We start from the raw sequence: 22,977 nt of genomic DNA, 5'->3' as shown, positions 1-22,977 counted from the left end.
GGTAAATTATTATAGCTTAGTTTAAAGTAAAAGCGGTTGTATATTTTACTTCTCCAATCATAAAAGAACTGTGTGTACTTCCGATATGTTGCAAACCGGTAAGTTTCGTAACCATGAACTCACGATATTCTTCCATATCCTTAACGTTCACTTTTAAAATATAATCATAATCGCCACTTACGTGATAGCATTCTGAAACTTCAGTTAATTTCACTACTTCGTTTTCAAAAGTGGTAATAAAATCTTTAGTGTGTTGATTTAACTTGATGTGGCAAAAAACTACGAAAGATTTGTCTAACTTAACTCGGTCTAAAAGCGCTACGTATTTGGTAATAACTCCTTCACGCTCTAATTTTTTAATACGTTCGTAAACAGCGGTTACGGAAAGATTTAATAATAGGGAAAGCTCCTTAGTTGTCCTTTTAGAGTCTTCTTGCAGAAAACCTAAAAGTTTTTTGTCGATTGCGTCCATTGGTTAGTTGTGTTGTTTGTTTTTTAGTTGTCAGCAAATGTAACTAAAACGAATAAATAACAGAAATAAAAACTACAACTTTAACTAAATTTAGAATAAAAATCTAATTTTAATTTCAAGTATTGAATAATAGTTTGTCAAATTATATTTTTGATTTAAAATAAACAACTAAACTTTAAAATTATGGAAAAATTTAATCCGGCAGATCGTATTCAAGATTTACAATATTTCGGAGAATTTGGTGGTGTAAATCCATCGATTTCAGATAGTTCAACATACACATTTCTTTCAGCAAAAACCATGTTTGATACCTTTGAAGGTAATGCTGAAGGTTGTTATTTATATTCGCGTCATTCATCGCCAAGTAATTTATATTTAGATAAAGCACTAGCAGCAATGGAAGGAACAGAATCGGCAAATGTAGCTGCTTCTGGAATGGGTGCTATCACTCCTACTCTTTTGCAATTATGTGGAAATGGTGACCATATCGTGTCAAGTAGAACTATTTACGGCGGAACGTATGCCTTCTTGAAAAATTTCGTTCCAAGAATGGGTATCAAAACTACATTTGTTGACATTACAAAATTAGACGTAGTTGAAGCGGCTATTACTCCAAATACAAAAGTTTTATACTGCGAAACAGTAAGTAATCCTTTGTTGGAAGTTGCGGATATTGCTTCATTGGCTAAAATTGCTAAAAAACACAATATCAAATTAGTAGTTGACAATACGTTTTCACCTTTATCAGTTGCTCCAGCGAAATTAGGTGCTGACATTGTAATTCATTCTTTAACAAAATACATCAACGGAAGTAGCGATACGGTTGGTGGTGTAACATGTGCTTCTCAAGAATTCATCAACAGCTTGAAAAATGTAAACGACGGAGCAAGTATGCTTTTAGGTCCAACAATGGACAGTTTGCGTTCGGCTTCTGTGATGAAAAACTTAAGAACGTTACACATCAGAATGAAACAACACAGCCACAATGCAATGTATTTGGCAAACAAATTTGAAGCTGACGGAATTAAAACCGTTTATCCAGGTTTAGCAAGTCACCCAAGTCATGAAATTTACAAAACCATGATTAATCCAGAATATGGTTTTGGAGGAATGATGACGATTGACGTAGGAAGTTTAGACAAAGCCAACGCTTTAATGGAATTAATGCAAGAAAGAAACTTAGGTTACCTAGCTGTAAGTTTAGGTTTTTACAAAACATTATTCAGTGCACCTGGAACTTCAACTTCATCAGAAATTCCTTTAGAAGAACAAGCAGAAATGGGCTTAACTGATGGTTTAATTCGTTTTTCAATAGGTTTAGATAACGATATCGAAAGAACCTACGAAATGATGAAACAATGTATGGTAGAATTAAGGATTTTATAATTCCATCGAAATAAATGTAACAAATCCGATTTAGCAATGAATCGGATTTTTTTGTAACAAATACGTAACTTTGAACTCTAATACACAATTAATTTACCTGTAATGAAAAAATATATTTTAAGTTTTCTATTGGTTGGAAGTTTTGCTGTTGCGCAAAATTTAACCATTGAAGAAACCGTTTTAGGACCAAGAAAATATGCTCCAACAACACAAACTGCCCAACAATGGCGTAAAGATTCAAAATCCATCACCTATTTAAGCACTGACTTTTCTTCACTAGTTGAAAAAAGTGCTGCAAACGGTTGGACGGCTTCAACTTTAGCTACAAAAGCTGAATTTGAAACCGCTTTGAAATCGAAAATTTCAAATGATGAGTTTACGATTAGAACGTTTCCATTTTCAATTAATTGGAAAACTGTAAATACATTTGAAACGGAAGTTGCGGGTAAGAAAAACAATTACAAAGTAACTTATGATGTAGTTTCAAAGCAAATTACTTCTGTGATTAGTTATGCGATTGAAGGATCTCAAGCTAAATTCGCTTCTAATAATAATATAGCTTGGTTACAAGATAATAACATTCGAATTACAACTCCATCGGGACAAGTTATTGAAGTTACCAACGACGAAAATAAAGCAATTGTAAACGGTTCTGATTATGTTCACCGTCAAGAATTTGGTATCGACAGAGGAATGTGGTGGAATGAAAAAGGAACTCAATTGGCTTACTATCGCAAAGATGAAACTATGGTAGCTAATTATCCTTTGACAAATTGGAATGAGCGCGAAGCAATCAACAAAGACATCAAATATCCAATGGCTGGAATGACTAGCGAGAATGTCACTTTGGTAATTTATGATGTAGCTTCGGGTAAAAAAGTAACGATTCAAACAGGTGAACCAAAAGACCAATATTTAACTATGGTGTCTTGGGAACCAACAGGAAAACATATTTTCATTGGAATTTTAAATCGTGAACAAAATTTTTTGAAATTCAACAAATATGATGTGGCAACAGGTGCTTTTGTTAAAACGTTGTTTATGGAAAAAGCTGCTACTTGGGTAGAACCACAACATGCATTAACTTTTGTTCCAAATAACCCAACTCAATTTATTTACCAAACGGATTTCTTTGGTTTCAACCAAATGTATTTGTACAATACCGATGGAAAACTATTGAAAAACTTAGGTTTTAATGATGTTGTAGTAAAAGATGTATTAGGTTTTGATGCTACCAACACAAAAATAAACTACATTGGAACAACAAATAATGGATTAGACCGCCAATTGTTTCAAGTGGATTTAAAATCAGGAAAAACAATCCAATTAACGACTGTTCCTGGAACGCACACAGCTTCTGTTTCTTCAGATGGAACGATGATTTTAGACCAATACAGCAACTTAACTACTCCAAACGAAATTTCGATTTTAAACATCAAAAATAAAATGGCGAATACTTCTTTAGTTAAAGCCGAAAATCCTTTCACAGGAAAAATTGATTTACCTAAAATTGAATTCGTAACCTTAACTTCTCCTGACGGTAAAACACCGCTAAATGGAAGATTAATTTATCCAGGCAACTTTGATGCTACGAAAAAATATCCCGTAATGGTTTATGTTTACGGAGGTTCTCATGCGCAATTAGTGAACAATCGTTGGTTAGGCGGTGCTGGATTCTTCGATATTTACATGGCTCAAAAAGGATACGTAGTATTTACGTTAGATAATAGAGGAAGTGATTCTCGTGGGAAAAAATTCTGTGAGGTTACGCATAGAAATTTAGGCGTAAACGAAATGGCAGATCAAATGAAAGGAATTGAATTCTTAAAATCAAAATCATTTGTTGATGCTGATAAAATCGGAGTTTTTGGATGGAGTTATGGTGGTTTCATGACGACTTCTTTAATGACGAATCATTCAGACGTATTTAAAGTGGGTGTTGCAGGTGGTCCAGTAATTGATTGGAAATACTACGAAATCATGTACGGAGAACGCTATATGGATACACCACAAGAAAATCCAGAAGGATATGAAAAAACGTCTTTATTAAACAAAGCGAAAGATTTAAAAGGAAGATTGTTGGTTATTCACGGAGCACAAGACCCTGTGGTAGTACAACAACACAGTATGAATTTTATTGAAGCTTGCATCAAAGCAGGAAAACAAGTAGATTATTTCTTATATCCAAACCACGAACATAATGTAGGTGGAAGAGATCGCATTCACATGTATGCTAAAATTGCAGATTACTTTGATTTACACTTGAAAAAATAAATTTTCACAAAATAAAAAGCGAATCCGTTGAATTATCAGCGGATTTCTTTTTTAAGAAGTTTTCAAAATATAAAGCATTTTTCTATATTGCAACCTCAAACAAAACTAAATGGATACTAAAATCATAAAAAACAGAGAGTTAAAACTTTGGGAAGCCTTAATTCCCGTTTTCGCTCTAATTGGAATACTTGCTTACAATGTGCTTTTTGCTTATAACGGACCCGATGATAATGCTTTAGGAGGAAGTAATCAGTTTATTCTTTTACTTGGTGGTGGGGTTGCGGCTATTATGGGATATTTTACAAAAGTTCCGTTCCATAAAATGCTAGATGAAGTAGCTAATAACATCAAATCTACTGCAGGAGCTATCTTAATTTTATTAATGGTAGGTGCTTTAGCGGGAACTTGGATGGTAAGTGGTATTATTCCTTCCATGATTTATTATGGTTTACAAATTTTGAGTCCGGCTGTGTTTTTACCGGCTACTTTGATTATTTGCTCGGTAATTTCTATTGCAACGGGGAGTTCTTGGACAACTTCAGCAACAGTAGGTATTGCTTTAATTGGAATTGGTGGTGCTTTAGGTTTTGAACTTGGTATGGTGGCTGGTGCTGTAATTTCAGGTGCTTATTTTGGTGATAAATTATCGCCAATGTCAGATACAACCAACCTTGCTCCTGCTATGGCGGGAACAGATTTGTTTACCCACATCAAGTACATGAGTTTAACGACGGTACCTACTTACATCATAACTTTAATACTATTCATCATTTTAGGACTTTCTGTAGAAGTTACAGGAGAAGCAAATACAGATGATTTATTAAATTCAATAACAACAAGTTTTAACGTAACGCCTTGGTTATTTTTAGTTCCAATTATAGTTATTGGATTAATCGTTAAAAAAACAGAACCTTTAGTTGCACTTTTAGTTGGAACATTATTAGCTGGAATTTTTGCAATCATTTTTCAACCTGAAATTGTAAACGGAATCACAGGTGCAGAAAACATGACTTTTAAATCGGCTTATAAAGGTGTAATGCAAGCCATAACTACTGAAGTTATTGTTCCTACAGAAAACAAAACACTTGCTGATTTATTTACTTCTGGTGGAATGGGTAAAATGCTACCTACTATTTGGTTGATTTTATGCGCTATGGTTTTTGGAGGAATTATGGATGCCATTGGAGCTTTATCAAGAATTAGCGAATCCTTGCTAAAATTAGCACACTCAACTTTTGGATTATTCGCTTCTACTGTGGGAAGTTGTTTAGCATTAAACATTACGGCTTCAGACCAATATTTAGCGATTGTAGTTCCTGGAAAAATGTTTGCCAAAGCATACAAAGATAAAGGTTTAGCTCCAGAAAACTTAAGTAGAACATTGGAAGATACTGGAACGGTAACATCAGTATTAGTACCATGGAATACATGTGGTGCTTATCAAGCGGGAACTCTTGGTGTTTCAACTCTTGATTATTTACCTTATGCCTTCTTTAATATTTTGAGTCCATTTATGACGTTAATTTTCGCAGCTTTCAATATTAAAATTAAACAATTAGTTAATACTATCAAAGAATAGATTTACTATAATTTTAATTTATACTTAAATAAAATTTAACCATTACTTTAACAAGGTAGTGGTTTTTTTATTCGTAAATTAGCAAGTGTAAAAAATTAAAAAACAAACACTTACAAACATAAATTAAAATTATTGAATATGGAAAACTCAAACGACATTAGCAAATGCCCATTTCATCAAAACCAAAAAGGATTAAGTGATGGTGTTAAAAATCATGATTGGTGGCCAAAATCATTGAATTTGGATATTTTGCACCAACATGATACCAAAACCAATCCATTAGGAGAAAACTTCAATTATGCTGAGGAATTCAAAAAACTAGACTTAGAAGCCTTAAAGTCCGATTTAAAAAACTTAATGACCGAAAGCCAAGATTGGTGGCCAGCCGATTGGGGACACTATGGTGGACTTTTTATCCGTATGGCTTGGCATTCTGCTGGAACCTATAGAATTTCAGATGGTCGTGGTGGTTCTGGAACGGGAAATTTGAGATTTGCTCCTTTAAATAGCTGGCCTGATAATGGAAATTTAGATAAAGCACGAAGATTATTATGGCCAATCAAAAAGAAATATGGAAATAAAATTTCTTGGGCAGATTTAATGATTTTAGCCGGAAATATGGCCTACGAATCGATGGGATTAAAAACGTTCGGATTCGCTGGTGGTCGTGAAGATATTTGGCACCCTGAAAAAGATATTTATTGGGGAGCAGAAAGAGAATGGTTAGCTAAATCAGGAAGTAAAGGCACAAGATATTCAGGAGAAAGAGATTTAGAAAATCCGTTAGCAGCAGTAATGATGGGATTAATCTACGTAAACCCAGAAGGCGTTGACGGACAACCTGACCCATTAAAAACAGCTCATGACGTTCGCGTTACCTTCCAAAGAATGGCGATGAATGATGAAGAAACCGTAGCCTTAACAGCTGGAGGTCACACCGTTGGAAAAGCTCACGGAAATGGTGATGCCTCAACATTAGGTCCAGAACCAGAAGCAGGTCCAATTGAAAATCAAGGTTTTGGTTGGTTAAACCCAAAAGGTGGCGGTGCAAATGCCGTTACTAGTGGTTTAGAAGGTTCTTGGACAACGCATCCAACGCGTTGGGACAACGAATATTTCCATTTATTATTAAACTACGATTGGGAATTAAAGAAAAGTCCGGCTGGTGCTAATCAATGGGAACCAATTAATATTAAAGAAGAAGACAAACCAATCGACGCACATAATCCTTCAGTAAAAAGAAATCCGATTATGACAGATGCGGATATGGCGATGAAAATGGACCCTGCATACCGAGAAATTTCAGAGCGTTTTTACAAAGATCCTGCTTATTTTTCAGATGTCTTCGCAAGAGCTTGGTTCAAATTAACACACAGAGATTTAGGTCCAAGTTCTCGCTATTTAGGTGCCGATGCTCCAAAAGAAGAATTGATTTGGCAAGATCCTATTCCAACAGCAGATTACACCTTATCAGATTCAGAAATCGAAGATTTAAAAATAAAATTATTAAATTCTGGATTAACTAGAACGGAATTAATCAATACCGCTTGGGATAGCGCAAGAACTTTTAGAGGTTCCGATTTTAGAGGTGGTGCGAATGGTGCAAGAATCCGATTGGAACCACAAAGAAATTGGGTAGCCAACGAACCTGAAAGATTGCAAAAAGTCTTAAATAAATTAGTCGAAATCCAAGCTGGTTTATCGAAAAAAGTAAGCTTAGCCGATTTAATCGTTTTAGGAGGAAGTGCTGCAATCGAACAAGCTGCAAAAGAAGGCGGATTTAACGTTAAAGTTCCATTCCATGCCGGAAGAGGCGATGCTTCACAAGAAATGACAGATGCAGAATCATTCGAAGTATTAGAACCAACAAACGATGCTTTCAGAAACTTCATGAAAGCGAAATATGTTGTGGAACCAGAAGAATTAATGTTGGACAAAGCGCAACTTTTAGGTTTAACCGCTACAGAAATGACGGCTTTAATTGGAGGAATGCGTGTTTTAGGAACTAATTTTGGAGGAACCAAACATGGCGTCTTCACTGATAAAGAAGGTGTTCTTACGAATGATTTCTTCGTGAACTTAACCGATATGAACTATTCTTGGAAACCTGTTGGAGATAATCTTTACAACATCGTAAACAGAAAAACAGGTGCTACTAAATGGACAGCAACTCGTGTAGATTTAATCTTTGGTTCAAATTCAATTCTTCGTGCTTATGCAGAAGTGTATGCACAAGACGACAACAAAGAGAAATTCGTAAATGATTTCATTAACGTTTGGACAAAAGTAATGAACGCTGACCGATTTGATTTGAAATAATTTCAAAATAAAGCTCAATAAAACCACCTAATTTCAGGTGGTTTTTTTATTTCATTACTTTAAATTTTGATGGAAAAATCTTCCATAATTTTTATCTATCACAATATCTAAAAATATAATAAATATCATGTTTTTTTGTTGTTTCTATTTGTAATTTCGCACTCAGAAAAATAACAATAATTTTAAATACAAAATCATGGCATTAGTTGGAAAAAAATTCCCAAACATTACAGTAGACGCAATCTCTTTCATGGGAGATAATTTAAGAATCAACGTTTTAGAAGAAGCGGCTAACAACAAGAAAAAAGTAATCTTATTTTGGTATCCAAAAGATTTTACTTTCGTATGCCCAACAGAATTACACGCTTTTCAAGCTGCTTTACAAGAATTTGAAAAAAGAAACACAATGGTAATTGGTGCTTCATGTGATACAAACGAAGTACACTTTGCTTGGTTAAATACAGCTAAAGATAACGGTGGAATCGAAGGAGTAACTTACCCACTTTTAGCTGATACAACAAGAAACTTAGCTGCTGCTTTAGATATTTTAGATGCAGAATGGGTTTACAACGAAGATTTAAATGACGAAATCTTAGAAGGTTCAAACGTTACTTTCAGAGCTACTTATTTAATTGACGAAGATGGAAAAGTATTCCACGAAAGCGTAAACGATATGCCATTAGGAAGAAACGTAAACGAGTATTTAAGATTAATTGATGCTTACACTCACGTTCAAACTAAAGGTGAAGTTTGTCCAGCTAACTGGGAAGAAGGAAAAGAAGCAATGAGTGCTGATAGAAACAGTACTGCTGCTTATTTAGCTTCTCACTAATTCAATAACAAATTCAAGCTCAAGTTCAAGTTCAAATTTTATATTAATGATTTGAACTTGTTCTTGCCCTTGTAATTGAAATTTACAAATTATGTTTACAGAAATAGAACAAGATAATTTAGCGGAAGTAATTGCAAACAATGAAACTGTTGTGGTTCAATACTCAGCTTCATGGTGTGGAAATTGTCGTATTATGAAACCAAAATTCAAAATGATGGCTTCACAAAACGAATCAATTCCTTTCATAATGGTTGATGCAGAAAAATTTCCAGAATCAAGAAAATTAGCAAAAGTGGATAATTTACCTACGTTTGCTACTTTCAAAAATGGTGTATTAGTTAATCAAACACAAACTAATAAAGCTGAAGTTTTAGCAGAATTGATTAATGAAGTAATTTAATTAAAAGTTTTATGTTTCAAGTTTGTAGATACAACTAAAAACAACCTGAAACCTTAAACTTGAAACAAAAATAAATATGAAATTACCCGTAATAAAACAGTTAACTCAATTTATTGAGGATAACGATCAAGATTATTTAGTGGAAACTATCGAAGTTCTAGAAAACCTTTGCGAAGTTTCTTCTTTAAAAGATGAAGAATTAGATGTAATTGCCGAATTAATTTCTAATATGTATGGTGCACTTGAAGTACATCAAGCCATCAAAAAAGGAGCTGATAAAAAAACCGCTTTAAACGATTTTATGAAGCGAGTTTTAGGTTCGATAGACAAATAATACTATTTCAAAAGAATGAATATATTAAGCTTTATGTGATAAACATAGAGCTTTTTTCATTTTAATATTCAAATCACACAAAAATTATATGCATTCATAGTAATTTAACAATTTATTTATATATTGCACATTATTAAATTAAAAATAGTGTGTATGAATAAAATTACTCTTGTCGCATCATTTGCCTTTTTATTTATTTCATCAATAAGCTTTTCACAAGCTCAAAGAGTCGAATTCAAACCAAGACCAGCTGAATTTGAATATTTTGAATATCGAAACGATAGTATATTTCCACTAAAAACTCCAATTCAAAATACAACGAATCGCGTTTTTGAAAGCAAATTACCTTATCCAATTATTTTTATCCACGGATTAAATTCGAGTTCTGAAACTTGGAACGATGCTACAGATTATTACGATACTCAATACTCATTTGCTTTTGGGGGTAGATTTGACTTTTGCTTGAACGCTGACAACAACAATGCTACCACAAATAAAAACTTTTTTCCTACTGCCGGAGCAGATATAGCGGCATTTGAATCGTTTGTTCAAAATGGTGATTATTATTATGTGAATTTTAATGTGAATCCAAATGGCGCTGTTGGAACAACCGTTTTGAGTAATCAATCAGCCGTTGCCAAACAAGGTGCTGCTGTTAAAGTTGCTGTTCAAAGAGTAATGGAAGTTACAGGAAAAGATAAAGTGATTTTAGTTGGACATAGTATGGGCGGTTTGGCTTCAAGAGAATACATTCAAAACTCCTACAATTGGCAAGCGGACAACCAACATCACGTAGCTAAATTATTAACTTTAGGAACTCCACACGGAGGAAGTAATGCAAGTGATAGCGGACTAGGTTGGTTTGGAGGAATTCAAACACGTTCTGAGGCAATTCGTGATTTAAAAACAACTTATTATTACAGTGGTGATCAAGGTAGATTTTTATTCGGAGGAATGGAAGTTAACAATTCTTCCAATATGAACGAACATTTAACTGGAGATGACTTTTACAATTATGATGTTAATTGCAATGGAATTATCGGAGAAAACGTTCAAGGTTTAAACCAAAAATCAATTGACAATTTAATTGATTTCGCATGTGTCATTGGAAGAATTACAGGTGGTACAACAGATGGTGTTGTTTCTGAACCATCTTCAAACTTTAACCATTATTATCCAAGCTTAACATATCCAGCAAAATTATTTTATTATGTATCGGGATTTGATTTTATTGAAAATCATACTGAATTACCCGGATATTACTACCAACAAATGCAAGGTTTAGACGAACCAAATGTAAAAGAATTAGCATACGGAATAAGCACAAACAAAGATTACATTGGTTATACAACCGTTCAAAACCCAACAGGTGCAGATAATGATTTCTTTAAATTTACTGTAACTGATAATGTAAACGCAGTGGTTTCAGTTACTAGTATTGTAACTTCTTCTATGAATGGAACTATTTTAAACTCCGCAGGAACAGCTGTTGGAGCTTCTCAAAATAATAGCGGAAACACTTTAAGTTTTACGAGAACTCTTACTCCGGGAGATTACTTCTTGAGATTAACGAGTACAAGTCCAACAAATACCAACTACCAAACACCATATCAATTTAATATTACTACTACTTTAAGTACTGGAGATAACAGTTTTACTTCATTTAACTATTATCCAAATCCAGTTAAAGATATTTTACATTTAGATAATATCAGTTTAACCAAAGCAAGTATTTATAGTGTATTGGGGCAATTAATCGATACTAAAACTTTTGAAAACTCAACCTCTAATACTTTAGATTTAGCTAGTTTAGAGAGCGGAATTTACTTAATTGTATTAGAAAATGATTTGGAACAGAAAACGATAAAAGTAATTAAAGAATAAAACGAAAAACGCTCTAAATTAGAGCGTTTTTTTTATTTGTAATATTTCTTTCTCAACCAAAAGGCGACATTTACTAAAATTATCAAAGCAGGAACTTCCACTAAAGGTCCGATAACGCCAGCAAACGCTTGTCCGCTATTAATTCCGAAAACACCTATGGAAACAGCGATGGCTAATTCAAAATTATTTCCCGAAGCTGTAAACGATAATGCCACAGCATCACGATAATTAGCACCGATTTTCTTGGCAACAAAAAACATCAAGAAAAACATAATAGTAAAGAAAATCACTAATGGAATGGCAATACGAACCACGTCTATTGGTAAATCGACAATCATTTCGCCTTTTAAGCTGAACATGACTACAATAGTAAATAAAAGTGCTATAAGTGTAATTGGAGAAACAAAAGGAATAAACTTTTGATTAAAAAATTTATCACCCATATACTTTTTAATCGCATAACGACTTATTACAGCCATTGCAAACGGAATTCCGAGATAAATTCCAACCGTTTGAGCGATTTCTGAAATAGTGATATTTAATTCTAAACCTTTAATTCCGAATAAAGGTAACATGACTTCCAAATAAAAATAAGCATACAAACTAAAGAAAAACACTTGCAACAAACTGTTAATTCCGATTAAACCTGCTGTTAATTCACGATTTCCTTCGGCTAATTCATTCCAAACGATTACCATGGCAATACAAGGTGCAATTCCGATGATGATTAATCCCATCATATATTCTGGATAATCTTTCAGGAAAAAAGTCGCTAATGAAAACATTAAAAACGGCCCTACGATCCAAGTGATGAAAAACGAAGCCGATAATAACTTAGGTTTTTCAAACATTTGAGGCACTTTAGAAAAATCGATTTTGGTTAAGGGTGGATACATCATTAAAATCAATCCAATCGCCAACGGAACATTCGTAGTTCCAGAAGAAAAGGAATTGATAAAATCAGCAGAATTGGGAATAAAATAGCCTATTCCTACTCCAATTAACATCGCTAAAAAAATCCAAAGGGTTAAATAACGGTCTAAAAATCCTAATCGTTTTTTCATAGTATTATTTTATTTGAGAAAACACAAAATACATTTCACTAGCAATTTGTAAACTTCTTTCAGCGTATTTTTCGTTCATTAATTCGGTTCCATCAAAGGCTTTTGGATCGTCATATTTGATTGGGAATCTGGCTTCTGCACCAAAAACCATTGGACAACCTTCATCAGCATTATTACACGTCATGATGGCTCCAAAGTTAGTTTTCGGATTAAAATCATCGAAATACGCTTTTGAAAAACAGATGATTGGGTGTTGATTGTCATCAAATTTCACAGCGTAAACTGGATTTTGTTCGTTACTGATTTTTTGAATTTGAAATCCTTGATTCATTAACGTTTCACCCACTTTTGGAAACATTGCTGTTGCTTCCGTTCCGCCAGAATAGCAAAAAACATTCTTGATTCCGAATTGAAATGCCATCACTTGTGCCCAAATTTGAGACAAATGACTTCTTCTGGAATTGTGCGTACAAATGAAGTTCAATCGAATTTCTTCGTTAGTATTAACTTTCTTTTGAATATAATCAGCTAATGGTTTTAAAACTTCTTTTCGTTCTTCTGAAACTGAAATATTCTTGATAATTTCGATAGTTTTTGATAAATTTTCTAACATAATTATTTGAGTGAATGGTGAAAAGTAATTAGTGATTAGCCCTTTTTAAATTAAAAAATTAACAACAACCTGAATCTGGTGTACAACAAGAAGTTTCTTTCGGTTTCCACTCGCCTATTTTTACTTTCAATTTTTCTAGTGGAATGCCGCAATTGTCTTTTGCTAAGCAATCGGTTAATTTTGACTTTAACTGGAAGTTGGTTCCGTCGAAATCTAAACTGAATTTTCCGATAGTTTCCTTCATTTGATATTCGACTTCAATTTCTAAATCTGGAATTTGCAATTTAGTTTCTGATAACTCTATAATGTGAACCAATTTCTCAGGATGTAATCTATGATCGTAATCGTTTGCTTCCCAAAGTTGGAAGTTTGCGACTTCTTCTGTACGAACAACTCCACCACAATCGATGAAATGTTTGGTGATTTTACCTACTTCCGTTACATGAAAATGATTTGGTACTAAATCGCCATTTGGCAATTGAAAAGCTATTTGAGAAAGCTTTTTTAATTGGGTTTTGATTTCTGATAATTTCATTTTTTTAGTAATTAGTGATTAGTAAAAAGTGATTAGCTAACAACATTTGTTTTTTAACTTATGACGAATCATACCAAAGTGATTTTCAATTTTATCAATGGTATCTGGATTGATACAATAACAGATTGCGGTTCCCTCGATAGTCCCTTTGATGATGTTAGCGTTTTTTAATTCTTTCAAGTGTTGCGAAATCGTAGGCTGTGCTAATGGTAATTCGTTTACAATATCACCACAAATACAAGTATCCACAGTTAATAAATAGTCTACAATTGCTATACGAGCAGGATGCGACAAGGCTTTGAACAAAGTTGCCATTTCGTTTTGCTCTATTGAAAAAGAATCAGATTTTGAAGCTCCCATGATTTTTTAAATTATTATATTGCAATATTACGATAAACAAATATAATACACAATAAAAAATCCCGAAATTTCTTTCGGGATTAGTTTATAGATACTGAAACTAATTCAGCATGACAAAATTGTTACTCTTTTACAAACTTCGCATTGGCACTACCTTTTTCGGTATTTACTTTTACAAAATATGTACCTAAAGCTAAATTAGCTACATCAACTGTATTTACAGTATTAGTAACTGCCAAAACAATTTGTCCTAATTGATTGTAGATTTCAACAGATTTTATATTTAAATCTTGTTTTGGTTGAATATGCAAAAGGTCTTTTGCTGGATTTGGATACAAGGTAAAATAATTTCCAAAATCAAAATCTTGAGTATTTAAAGCAGCAATAGTAGTTGTATAAGTGTTTGTTGTAATTGGGAAATTATAGTCAAAATAAATATTAGCATTGTTAGTAAAAGTATTACCTAAAACTAAAGTTGGTTTCGTTTTAATTTTAAAAGCTACATAACCATCATTTGTTGCATCATTGAAATCTAAATTGATGTTTTCAAAAATGAACTCTACTTTGTTTCCACTAATTCTAGTGAAAAAATCATGACTGCTTTTTAATGGAACTAAAGTAGTAATATCAAACTTGGTTAAATCAATCATGTCTTTTACCACAATATTTTCTGCAGGGAAAGTTCCTGTGTTTTCAAAACGAATTACATAATGCACGTACTTTCCTACTTCGCTTGGTTCAATTGTTTCGCCTTGCAAACACGTTTTATCGTTTGGATCATAAGAACCTACGACGGTTTGGTCTAATGTAAAAGTGTTGTCCGCAGGCGTTTCATCTGTATTTACAGAACTAATAGTTGCCGTAAAATTTAAAACATCTCCGTTATTTACAGCTGGTATTTCTGTTGGTGAATTCACATTGAAAGTTAAGATAATCTCTCTAGTTTCAAAAGGTTGTAAATTAGAATAATTCCATGTAAAACCATAATAAACAGGATAAGAAACAACGAAATCTAAAACAGCATTATCAAAAGATAAGCTTACAGAACCGTTTTCAATTTGATTTCCTTTATTTCTATATACTAATTTATAAATAGCGTCAAAACCAGGACGAGCTGGAGTAATTGGTACTAAAATAACTTCTAAATCCGATTTTATACCATTAGCAGTAACACAAAAATCTTGCGTAAACGGACTAGCCTGCGTAGGGAAGTCTACAGAAAAACTCGTAGGTGAAATATTGAAATAGTTAGGATTTTCAAGATTTGGAGTTACCGTGTGGTTTCCTAATTGCACAGGAATATAATAGTTACCAGTTTGGTTAGAAATTATAGAACCCACAACACTACCATTAGTAATATTAAATTTCAAATTAGAATTAGTATCTGTAGCGTCACAACCATTTGTATTGAAATCAAATTTTGTGTTTCCTGTAATCTCATAAAAAGCTCCGCCAGGCGTAAAAGAACAATAACTATTCACATGACACGTAGCACTATAACCATACGCATTTATCTTTAGTTGTACCTGATTAATATCTGTTTCATCGGCACAAACATATTGTAAATTTGGATTGTTAGAAAAATCTAATGTATACAAATAAGTTCTGTTTTTAATATTTATAGCTTCTAAAGAATTATTATTGCAATCTAACCAAGTTAAATTAGAATTTTGAGAAACATCTAAATTGGTTAATTGATTAAAATCACACTTTAAATTAACTAAAGCTAAACTTTGAGAAACATCTAAGTTAGTTAATTGATTATAATAACAATCAAATTCTATCAAAGCGGTATTTTGAGATACATCTAAACTTGTTAATTGATTAAAACCACAATTTAAGTATTCCAAATTGACATTTTGAGATACATCTAAACTTGTTAATTGATTTTCAAAGCACCATAATTTTTCTAATGCTGTATTTTGTGTAACATCTAAACCTGTTAATTGATTATCATAACAATAAAATCGTATTAAAGCGTTACTTTGTGAAATATCTATACTTGTTAATTGATTAGCATTGCAATAAACATCTATTAAAGCAGTATTTTGTGAAAGATCTAAACTTGTTAACTGATTACCATCACAATTTAAGTATTCCAAATTAACATTTTGAGATACATCTAAACTTGTTAATTGATTAAAACCACAATGTAAGTATTCCAAATTAACATTTTGAGATACATCTAAACTTGTTAATTGATTAAAACCACAATGTAAGTATTCCAAATTGACATTTTGAGATACATCTAAACTTGTTAATTGATTATTTTGGCAATCTAAAGATGTTAATGCCACAAAATCTTCAATACCTGTTAAGTCAGCAATATTTTTGTTATTAACATTTAAATAGAGTTTCGTGTTAATATTAGCAGTAGTAACATAATTATCATTAGCAATACCATTACCCATACCAGCAGTTGTTTCTAAATAGTGTTCAAAGTTGTCGTCTGGCACGTAGGTTTGTTGCGCATACCCTAATGTAATGCTACCTAATAAAGCTAAAAACAGAAAGAAGTACAATTTTTTCATTTGTATAAATTTTTAGTAAAGAAAAAAAAAAAAAATGTTTTAACAATTTTTTTTACAACAAAAAATAAACTGCAATGCGTTTTTTAAACAATTAGATTAACGCACACCTTTTAGCAATAAAAAATCCCGAAATTGCTTTCGGGATTGATTTATAACACTTCGGCAAGCTCAGTGTGACAAAAAAGTGAGATTATTTACCTCCTTTTTCCATTTTAGCTTTTAATTCCGCAAGAATATCGTTGTTATCACCTAAAGTAGATGTCTGAGCTGTACTATTTGATGTAGTTTCAACTGCAGTTTTAACGTTTTTCTCTTCTTCTTCTCTGAAGATAGCTGTATGAGATGCTACTACTCTTTTGAATTCTTTATTGAACTCAATAACTTTAAAGTCAGCAGTATCTCCTTTTTTCAATTTTTTACCGTCTTCTTTTTCTAAGTGACGTGTAGGAATGAAAGCAACGATATCGTCACCAAATTCTACAGTAGCTCCTTTGTCAACAATTTCTGAAATTGTTCCGTTGTGGATAGTTCCAACAGCGAAAGCATCTTCATACTTATCCCAAGGATTTGGAGTTGTTTGTTTGTGACCTAAAGATAATTTACGACCTTCAACGTCTAACTCTAAAACAACTACGTCTAATTTATCACCTACGTTTACAAATTCAGATGGGTGTTTGATTTTCTTAGTCCAAGATAAATCAGAGATATATACTAAACCGTCGATACCTTCTTCTAACTCAACGAAAATTCCGAAGTTAGTAAAGTTTCTAACGATTCCAGTGTGTTTAGAACCTACTGGGTATTTAGCAGTGATATCTGTCCATGGATCTTGCGTCATTTGTTTGATTCCTAAAGACATTTTTCTTTCATCTCTATCAAGAGTTAAGATAACTGCCTCTACCTCATCACCAATTTTCATGAAATCTTGAGCTGATCTTAAGTGAGTAGACCAAGACATTTCAGAAACGTGGATTAAACCTTCAACACCTTCAGCAACTTCGATGAAAGCACCGTAATCAGCTAAAACAACTACTTTACCTTTTACTTTATCACCTACTTTTAATTCAGCTCCTAAAGCATCCCATGGATGAGCGTGTAATTGTTTTAAACCTAATTGAATTCTTGTTTTCTCATCATCGAAATCAAGGATTACAACGTTTAATTTTTGGTCTAATTCTAATACTTCAGATGGGTGGTTGATTCTTGACCAAGATAAGTCAGTGATGTGGATTAATCCGTCTACACCTCCTAAGTCGATAAATACACCATAAGAAGTAATGTTTTTAACAACACCTTCTAATACTTGACCTTTTTCTAACTGACCGATAATTTCTTTTTTCTGAACTTCGATATCAGCTTCGATAAGTGCTTTGTGAGATACTACTACGTTTTTGAATTCGTGGTTAATTTTAACTACTTTGAATTCCATAGTTTTGTTCACATATTGATCGTAATCACGGATTGGTTTTACATCAATTTGAGAACCTGGTAAGAATGCTTCGATTCCGAATACGTCAACGATCATACCACCTTTAGTTCTACATTTTACGAAACCGTTAACGATTTCTCCTGTTTCGTTAGCTGCAATAACTCTATCCCATGCTTTGATAGTTCTAGCTTTTCTGTGAGATAATACTAACTGACCTGTTTTGTCTTCACGAACGTCGATTAATACTTCTACTTTATCACCAACTTTTAAGTTAGGATTGTAACGGAATTCGTTTAAAGAAATAACACCTTCAGATTTAGCGTTGATATCAACGATAGCATCTCTATCAGTAATTCTTACAACAACTCCTTCTACTACTTCCTCATCTCCTGTAGAAATGAAAGTTTTAGTTACTAGATCTTCAAATTCTTGTAAGTTTTTCTCGTCAACTGCATCAATACCTTCTGCATAGTTGTGCCAGTTAAAATTCGCTAAAAACTCTTCTTGTGTTTTGTTAATTTCAGACATGCTGATTAAAAATTTGTATGCCGTGCTTCTAGCGTTTCTTAATGCGAATTAGAAAACAACAGCAGTGTTTTACTTAAATGATTGATACCTAATGGAAACGCTATCCGCCAAAAGGTGCGCAAAATTACAACTATATTTTTGATTAACAAAACTTTGAAACCAAGTTTTTATTCTTGTTCTAACATTATTTTATGTTTTGTAACTGATTTATTTTAAATACATTTGCCAAAATTTAACTAACAATAATGAAAAAAATCGTATTTATTATCGCATCTACTCTTTTGATAGTAGCATGCAACAACCTAAAAGACAATGAATTTCTTATCTCTGGAACTGCAAATGGTGTAGAAAATGGGAAAAAAGTTTTTGTAGAAATCCAAACTGAAACTGGATCTTTAGCTAAAGATACTGCTGTTGTTAAAGACGGTAAATTTGAATTAAAAGGAATTACTGACGGTATTGATATAGGATTTATTAGAATTGAAAACGAAGAAATTAATTTACCTATTATTTTAGAAGAAGGTAAAATTGAAATCAACATTGTTAAAGATTCATTACACAAATCTACTTTAGGTGGAACTCCTAATAACGAAAAGTTCCATACCTTTAATTTAGAAACTAGAGCTATCTCTGAAAAAGTAGTAAAATTTGAGAAAGACAATGGTCCTGCTATGCAAAAAGCACAAATGAGCAAAGACACTGTTACCATTAATAAACTATTAAAAGAATACAAGAAATTTCAAAACGAAATGAATGACTATTCTAAAAAGTTCATTAAAGAAAATCCAGACGCTTATTTATCTGTATTATTGTTAGAAAACTTTTTAATGAGACAATATTTAACTCCTGAAGAGGTAAAAACATATTTCAACGGACTAAGCAAAGAAATTCAAGACACAAAAAGCGGAAAAAAAATCAAAACTGCTTTAGATGCTCTTAATGCGGTTGTAGTTGGAAAACCAGCTCCTAACTTCTCTGCACCATCACCTGATGGAAAAACGATTTCTTTAAAAGAATCTTTAGGAAAAGTAACTATCATTGATTTTTGGGCATCTTGGTGTGGACCATGTAGAGCTGAAAATCCTAATGTAGTAGCTTTATACAATGAATTCCATCCTCAAGGATTAAACATCATTGGAGTTTCTTTAGATAAAGATGCAACAAAATGGAAAGACGCTATTGCAAAAGATGGTTTAGTATGGCCACATGTTTCTAACCTTAAATTTTGGGAAGATCCTATTGCTAAACAATATAATGTTCAATCAATTCCTGCTACTTTTATTTTAGATGCAAAAGGAGTTATTGTAGCAAAAGACCTTAGAGGCGATGCTTTACGTGCTAAAGTAAAAGAACTTTTAGCAATAAAATAATCCTACTTTAAAATATATTTAAAAAAATCTCCTTAGGGAAATTTTTTTATGTTTTTCATTTACAGAACGTTATAAAATAGTCGGTAAAATAGTATAAAATTCCTTTGCAGGAATAAAAAACAATTCTATATTTGCAACCGCTTAGACAAATAAGCAAGATGGCTTGGGGAGATACTCAAGCGGCCAACGAGGGCGGACTGTAAATCCGCTGATTACATCTTCGCAGGTTCGAATCCTGCTCTCCCCACAAAAGCACCTTTAACGAGGTGCTTTTTTTGTTTCTTTCAGTTTTATAAGACTAAAACATACTTCTGACATTCACCATGTACCCATTATATACCTAGTATCTACTTAGTATCTTTTTTATCATTAATTAAATCAAATGTTTTTATTTTTATTTATATTTGTTGATTATAAGCCATTTAAATTTAGTATTTGCCATGAAAAGTATACGTATTGAAAAGATTTTTCACCATGATGCTTATCGCATTGGGGTGTTTTTTGAGAAGGATTTTGAAATTATTGCCATTTTAAAACGATTGGGCGCTACTTACAGCGGTTCTCGTAAGTGTTGGTATTTAGATTATTCCAAAGCATCTTATCATGCATTACGTTCACATTTTCCTGATTTGGTTGTTGTTACTGAATCTTCTAATGCTTCTTTGGTGACCGGTATTGATAACCGTGACCTTTCACCCATAGCTTCTTCAAGCGCTCTTCAGTTAGACTCTTCTTTGAGTAATCCTGAACATAAACAAACACAAATGACTTCGGATAAATTGAAGTTACAATTGTTGCCAAGCATTGGTAAATATTGGGTTTTTAAAATGCGTTTTCATCATGAAATTAGCAAACAACTTCTGAAAATTAAAGGAGTTTATTGGAACGGAAATTACAAGACTTATTTGGTTTTTAAACATGAAATTGTAAAACAACAAGTGGAAACTGTTTTAGGTATTGCTTCTTTTTTTGGAACGGATTATTTTGACAAGAATTCCATAGCTTTTAAAGGAAAAATTAAGGTTTTACCTCACACAGAAGCGGTTTCTTGGATGGAAGTTTATGTTCCTAAAATGGTAGTGGTTCATGAAAAATTAAAACGTTTTTCAATGGCGCGCTACAGCAAAATAAAAGATTGTTATTTGCTTCCTGCCGCACCAGTTGTTATGGATTCGTTGTTTTTGCAATTTGAATCATCTGGCATTACAATAGAGTCTTTACTTCCAAAAAACTATTTGGATAAACGAAATTTGCCCAATAAAAAACAATTGGATTTATCTAAAACGAAAAGAAGCTTACTGGATTTGGTTCCAGAGCAAGCTCAAATTTATCTGGGCAAGATGATTGACACTTTGTTAGCTTTAAATTACAGTAGTTCGACATTGCGAACGTATTGTGGTGCTTTTGTTCAATTTTTACGATATTTTGAATATCGAAATCCTGAGGATATAAATAGAGAGGAAATTATTCGTTTTTTAGGATCTTTAATGGAGCGCGGTTTATCTGCTACGAGTGGACATAGTATGGTGAATGGGGTTCAATTTTATTATCAGCAAGTTTTAGGAAAAATTGACTATAGTTTTGTGCTTCCACGACCAAAGAAGGAGAAAAAGTTGCCTGTTGTATTGACTATGGAGGAGTGTTTGCAGATTTTTAAAGTTGTAGATAATCCGAAACACAAGCTTTTGTTGTTGATAGGTTATGGAGCTGGGTTGCGTGTGAGTGAGATTGTGAGTTTGAAATGGAGTGATATTTTATTTGAGGAACACAAGATTCATGTTAAGAATGCTAAGGGCAAGAAAGATAGAATGGTGATGTTGCCCTACTCTATTGTTACTTCTTTGCAGCTATATAGAGAACTTTACAAGGGTAAACATTATGTTTTTGAAGGTCAGTTTGCGGGCGATCCTTACAGCACTGGAAGTGTGCAACAGGTGATGCGCAATGCTATAAAGTTATCGGGTTTAGAGAAGAAGGCTACGGTGCATACTTTGCGTCATAGTTTTGCGACTCATTTATTAGAAAACGGCACGGATATCCGCTACATTCAGCAATTTTTGGGGCATTCGAGTATAAAAACTACGACTGTTTATACGCATTTAACGAAAACAGCTGTTGATAGGATACAGAGTCCGCTAGATCGCATGGTTGATATAAAAGGTAAGAAAAAACTTGAAGAATAGTTTTTAAAGTTAAAAAAAGTTGCATATATTTGATGATATTTACTAGTTAGTGGCAAGCTTAACAAAAATCGCACAAATGAAAATTTTTAAAGTTTTTGAAAATATAACTGAAGTAATTGGATGGTTGCAAATTGTTGCATCGCCTACTCTGATTTGTAGTGGAATTGGAGCTTTCATTTATTTCCGAAATCAAAACTTGACTAATTTAATAATTGCACTTTGCATATGTTTTGTTGGAGTTGTTATAGGAATACTTTTCGCAAATAAAATATGGAGAACTAAAGGAACGGTTTGGTTTATGTCAAGAGTAAATGCGAGTCCGGAATTAGACAACTTAAGCGTAAAAATCAAACCTGATTTTATAGCAATCTTGAAATACAGAACTGCTGAAGAAGGGGGTCGAAAAACTGCAATATATTCTGGATATAGACCAGATATAAAATTTCCATTTGACAATATGTTGACGTGTGGTTTTCAAACTTTTATTGATCAAGAAAAGGTATTCCCTGGAGAAAGTGTCAGAGCGGAAATTAAAATCATCGCGACGGAATATTTTAAAGGTCAACTATTCGAGAATTTGGAATTTGATTTTCGAGAAGGCTCAAATATAATTGGAACTGGAAAAATATTAGAAATTGTAAATCCAATATTAAAAGCCAGCCACTAACAGCGGTTTGCTTCAATGGCTACTTCCGGATTTTCCTACGGAAAATCCGCTGCTGAATGGAATGTTTTGTTATATTTGTAATGGCTTGGTGTTGGTTCAACGCCACTGAGAGCAAGCCTCATAACGTTGTGTGCAACATATTTTCCGAACTTACGCTGAAAGCTTCTCTCCTATTTTTTCGAAAGATTATTTTTTAAATTGTTATCCAAAAATCTTG

General features: G+C 32.9%; 18 protein-coding genes and 1 tRNA gene. 12 read left to right on the top strand and 7 right to left on the bottom strand.

Annotated elements, in window-relative coordinates; all coding sequences use genetic code 11:
• Positions 1 to 16: 16 nt before the first annotated feature.
• The gene (locus B0I03_RS08660; protein ID WP_111567048.1) at positions 17 to 472 is read right to left on the bottom strand and encodes an Lrp/AsnC family transcriptional regulator; all 456 of its coding nucleotides are present in this window, start codon (positions 470 to 472) and stop codon (positions 17 to 19) included.
• A gap of 183 nt (positions 473 to 655) precedes the next feature.
• On the opposite strand from B0I03_RS08660, the gene B0I03_RS08655 reads away from it, so the two are divergent.
• From B0I03_RS08655 to B0I03_RS08620, 8 genes are all read left to right on the top strand, one after another.
• Entirely contained in the window at positions 656 to 1,858 is a 1,203-nt protein-coding gene (locus B0I03_RS08655) for an aminotransferase class I/II-fold pyridoxal phosphate-dependent enzyme (protein WP_111567047.1), read from the top strand.
• Positions 1,859 to 1,960: 102 nt separating this feature from the next.
• Positions 1,961 to 4,132, top strand: a complete 2,172-nt coding sequence (locus B0I03_RS08650; RefSeq protein ID WP_111567046.1) for a S9 family peptidase — start codon at positions 1,961 to 1,963, stop codon at positions 4,130 to 4,132.
• Between the two features lie 109 nt (positions 4,133 to 4,241).
• Positions 4,242 to 5,711, top strand: coding sequence for a Na+/H+ antiporter NhaC (nhaC, locus tag B0I03_RS08645; RefSeq protein WP_111567045.1), 1,470 nt, complete (start codon positions 4,242 to 4,244; stop codon positions 5,709 to 5,711).
• Between the two features lie 138 nt (positions 5,712 to 5,849).
• On the top strand, positions 5,850 to 8,030 hold the full coding sequence (gene katG, locus B0I03_RS08640; RefSeq protein WP_111567044.1) for a catalase/peroxidase HPI: 2,181 nt from the start codon (positions 5,850 to 5,852) through the stop codon (positions 8,028 to 8,030).
• 196 nt (positions 8,031 to 8,226) lie between these two features.
• Positions 8,227 to 8,862 carry a peroxiredoxin gene (locus B0I03_RS08635; RefSeq protein ID WP_111567043.1) on the top strand — a complete coding sequence of 212 codons (636 nt, stop codon included), beginning with the start codon at positions 8,227 to 8,229 and terminating at the stop codon, positions 8,860 to 8,862.
• Positions 8,863 to 8,953: 91 nt separating this feature from the next.
• Positions 8,954 to 9,262, top strand: coding sequence for a thioredoxin family protein (locus tag B0I03_RS08630; protein WP_111567042.1), 309 nt, complete (start codon positions 8,954 to 8,956; stop codon positions 9,260 to 9,262).
• A gap of 76 nt (positions 9,263 to 9,338) precedes the next feature.
• Positions 9,339 to 9,596 carry a DUF6952 family protein gene (locus tag B0I03_RS08625; RefSeq protein ID WP_111567041.1) on the top strand — a complete coding sequence of 86 codons (258 nt, stop codon included), beginning with the start codon at positions 9,339 to 9,341 and terminating at the stop codon, positions 9,594 to 9,596.
• A 153-nt stretch (positions 9,597 to 9,749) separates the two neighbouring features.
• Positions 9,750 to 11,480, top strand: a complete 1,731-nt coding sequence (locus B0I03_RS08620; RefSeq protein WP_111567040.1) for a T9SS type A sorting domain-containing protein — start codon at positions 9,750 to 9,752, stop codon at positions 11,478 to 11,480.
• Positions 11,481 to 11,512: 32 nt separating this feature from the next.
• On the opposite strand, the gene arsB is transcribed toward B0I03_RS08620, so the two are convergent.
• The 6 genes from arsB to rpsA form a co-directional block, all read right to left on the bottom strand.
• Positions 11,513 to 12,544: an ACR3 family arsenite efflux transporter gene (arsB, locus tag B0I03_RS08615; protein ID WP_111567039.1), complete on the bottom strand. Its 1,032-nt coding sequence runs from the start codon at positions 12,542 to 12,544 to the stop codon at positions 11,513 to 11,515.
• 4 nt (positions 12,545 to 12,548) lie between these two features.
• Complete coding sequence (locus B0I03_RS08610) at positions 12,549 to 13,157, bottom strand: arsenate-mycothiol transferase ArsC (RefSeq protein ID WP_111567038.1); 609 nt, start codon at positions 13,155 to 13,157, stop codon at positions 12,549 to 12,551.
• A gap of 58 nt (positions 13,158 to 13,215) precedes the next feature.
• On the bottom strand, positions 13,216 to 13,692 hold the full coding sequence (locus tag B0I03_RS08605; protein WP_111567037.1) for a DUF6428 family protein: 477 nt from the start codon (positions 13,690 to 13,692) through the stop codon (positions 13,216 to 13,218).
• 36 nt (positions 13,693 to 13,728) lie between these two features.
• The gene (locus tag B0I03_RS08600) at positions 13,729 to 14,052 is read right to left on the bottom strand and encodes an ArsR/SmtB family transcription factor (RefSeq protein WP_026726706.1); all 324 of its coding nucleotides are present in this window, start codon (positions 14,050 to 14,052) and stop codon (positions 13,729 to 13,731) included.
• Positions 14,053 to 14,174: 122 nt separating this feature from the next.
• Positions 14,175 to 16,583, bottom strand: coding sequence for a T9SS type A sorting domain-containing protein (locus B0I03_RS08595; protein WP_111567036.1), 2,409 nt, complete (start codon positions 16,581 to 16,583; stop codon positions 14,175 to 14,177).
• Between the two features lie 190 nt (positions 16,584 to 16,773).
• On the bottom strand, positions 16,774 to 18,540 hold the full coding sequence (rpsA, locus tag B0I03_RS08590; protein WP_111567035.1) for a 30S ribosomal protein S1: 1,767 nt from the start codon (positions 18,538 to 18,540) through the stop codon (positions 16,774 to 16,776).
• A 245-nt stretch (positions 18,541 to 18,785) separates the two neighbouring features.
• Here rpsA and B0I03_RS08585 point away from each other — a divergent pair, with 245 nt between their 5' ends.
• The 4 genes from B0I03_RS08585 (at position 18,786) to B0I03_RS08570 (ending at position 22,760) form a co-directional block, all read left to right on the top strand.
• Entirely contained in the window at positions 18,786 to 19,910 is a 1,125-nt protein-coding gene (locus tag B0I03_RS08585; RefSeq protein ID WP_111567034.1) for a TlpA disulfide reductase family protein, read from the top strand.
• 165 nt (positions 19,911 to 20,075) lie between these two features.
• A tRNA-Tyr gene (locus B0I03_RS08580) sits at positions 20,076 to 20,157 on the top strand.
• Between the two features lie 193 nt (positions 20,158 to 20,350).
• Positions 20,351 to 22,093 (top strand): tyrosine-type recombinase/integrase, encoded by a 1,743-nt coding sequence (locus tag B0I03_RS08575; protein WP_111567033.1) that lies wholly within the window; start codon positions 20,351 to 20,353, stop codon positions 22,091 to 22,093.
• Between the two features lie 76 nt (positions 22,094 to 22,169).
• A complete protein-coding gene (locus B0I03_RS08570; protein ID WP_146603279.1) occupies positions 22,170 to 22,760 on the top strand; it encodes an EF-Tu C-terminal domain-related protein in 591 nt (196 codons plus the stop codon).
• Positions 22,761 to 22,977: the final 217 nt, after the last annotated feature.

The sequence above is a fragment of the Flavobacterium aquaticum genome, assembly GCF_003259835.1.
GTDB lineage: Bacteria > Bacteroidota > Bacteroidia > Flavobacteriales > Flavobacteriaceae > Flavobacterium > Flavobacterium aquaticum.
The sequence above is the reverse complement of the archived record's forward strand: the minus strand, read 5'-3'. Positions and strand labels throughout refer to the sequence as shown.